Annotated in this window: 2 protein-coding genes; both read left to right on the top strand. The window is 35.2% G+C overall.

Features of this window, described 5'->3' with window-relative positions; translation table 11 throughout:
* Nucleotides 1-734: CDP-glycerol glycerophosphotransferase family protein (locus B4C08_RS00400; RefSeq protein WP_296662089.1), on the top strand; the 734-nt coding region annotated here is incomplete at its 5' end.
* Nucleotides 735-1,961, top strand: a 1,227-nt coding sequence (locus B4C08_RS00395; protein ID WP_296662088.1) for an aminotransferase class I/II-fold pyridoxal phosphate-dependent enzyme, incomplete at its 3' end; no start/stop codon positions are given. It lies immediately after the preceding gene.

The following is a 1,961-nucleotide window of genomic DNA, read 5'->3' as shown; positions in this document are numbered from 1 at the left end:
TTTTATGCACAGGCGACTATCAAAAAAATGACATTCAAAAGTTGGAGGAAATCAGGGGAACTGAAAAGAAGGAATTTGTGACCGTCGGTTATCCGCCAATGGACGAAATGAAAAAGCGGCTTGATTCTGTTCAAAAAAGTTCTTCTGAAAATGGCATAAAAACTGTTTTGGTTGCTCCAAGCTGGGGAAAAAGCGGAATTCTTTCAAAGTATGGCGAAAAATTCCTTGAAGCGCTAAAAAGCACTGGATATAAAGTTGTGGTTCGTCCTCATCCTCAAAGCCTTAGTGCCGAAAAAGATATGATTGACCGATTGATGAAAAAGTTCCCTGATAGCGAAAATTTTGAATGGAACTTTGACAACGACAACTTTAACTGCATGAACAATGCTTCCATTTTAATTTCCGATTTTTCTGGAATTATTTTTGAATTTACACTTTTGTTCGACAAACCTGTAATTTACGCCGACACAAATTTTGACAAAGCTCCTTATGATGCAAGCTGGATTGACGGCGAAATGTGGCAGTTTAAAACATTGCCTTTGCTTGGAGAAAAACTTTCTGAAGAAAAAATTTCTAATATAAAAGATGTAATCGACGAAACAATTGCAAATGACAAGTACGCCGAAGGTCGAAAAATTGCCCGGGAACAAGCTTGGCAAAATCCAGGCGACTCTGTAAATAAAATTGTTGACTATTTGGTAGAAAAGCAAAAAAGTTTGGCGGAGGAAAAATAAATGCAAGCATTAATGTTAGCTGCTGGTATGGGAAAACGGCTTGGTCGTTTTACAAAAAATTCTACAAAATGTATGGTTCCTGTAAATGGAAAAACTCTTATAGAATATGCAATAGAATCTCTAATCCAGTGTGGAATAAAGAAGTTTGTAATGGTTGTTGGTTACAAGTCTGAAGTTCTTATAAACTTTATAAAGGAAAAGTTTCCAGAAGAACGGCTTTGCGGAATGGAAATTGAATTTATAGAAAATCCAATCTACGACAAAACGAACAATATTTATTCGCTTTACCTTGCAAAAAATCGTCTTTCAGAAGACGACACTCTTCTTCTTGAAAGCGATTTAATTTTTAAGAAGGAAATTTTATCTTCGTTGATTTCTAGCTCTGATAAAAATGTTGCCGTTGTTTCAAAGTTTGAGCCATGGATGGACGGAACTTGCACTCTGCTTAATTGTGAAAATCAGATAACTCAAATTGTTGATAAATCCGCGTTTAAGTGGAATCACACAGAAGATTACTATAAGACTGTAAATATTTATAAATTTTCTAAAGATTTTTCAAAAAACTATTATATTCCTTTTCTTGAAGCGTATCAAAAAGCTTTTGGAGAAAACGAATACTACGAACAGGTTCTAAAGGTAATTTCATTTCTTTCTTCAACGGCAATAAAAGGCATGAAAGTTAGCGGTGATGATTGGTATGAGATTGATGATGCCGCAGATTTGGCTATTGCCGAAGACCGGTTTGCAAATAATGAAGAAAAAATAAAGCGGATGCAGCATCGTTACGGTGGCTATTGGCGTTTTCCTAATATGAAAGACTTTTGCTATTTGGTAAATCCATATTTTCCTCCGCAGAATATGATTGATGAGCTTTCTTCAAATTTTAAAACTTTGCTAACTCAATATCCAAGCGGAGCTGCTCAGCAGAGCCTTCTTTTAGGGAAAATTTTTAATATTCTTCCAGAAAACATTGTTGCAGGAAACGGCGCTGCCGAATTAATTGCCTCGCTAGGAGAAAAAATTCAAGGAACTGTTGCAATTCCTTATCCAACTTTTAATGAATATCCAGAACGTTTTATTAATGCAAAGACTGTTCCGGTTCCAGTAGATAAGGAAGCATTTTCTTATACGGCTGAAGATATTCTTAAAACAGTAAGGACTTCTGGAGCAAAAACAGTTCTTCTTATAAATCCTGATAATCCAAGTGGAAATTTTTTGAATAAAAAA

This window comes from Treponema sp. UBA753, assembly GCF_002297325.1.
Taxonomy (GTDB): Bacteria; Spirochaetota; Spirochaetia; order Treponematales; family Treponemataceae; genus Treponema_D.
The sequence above is the reverse complement of the archived record's forward strand: the minus strand, read 5'-3'. Positions and strand labels throughout refer to the sequence as shown.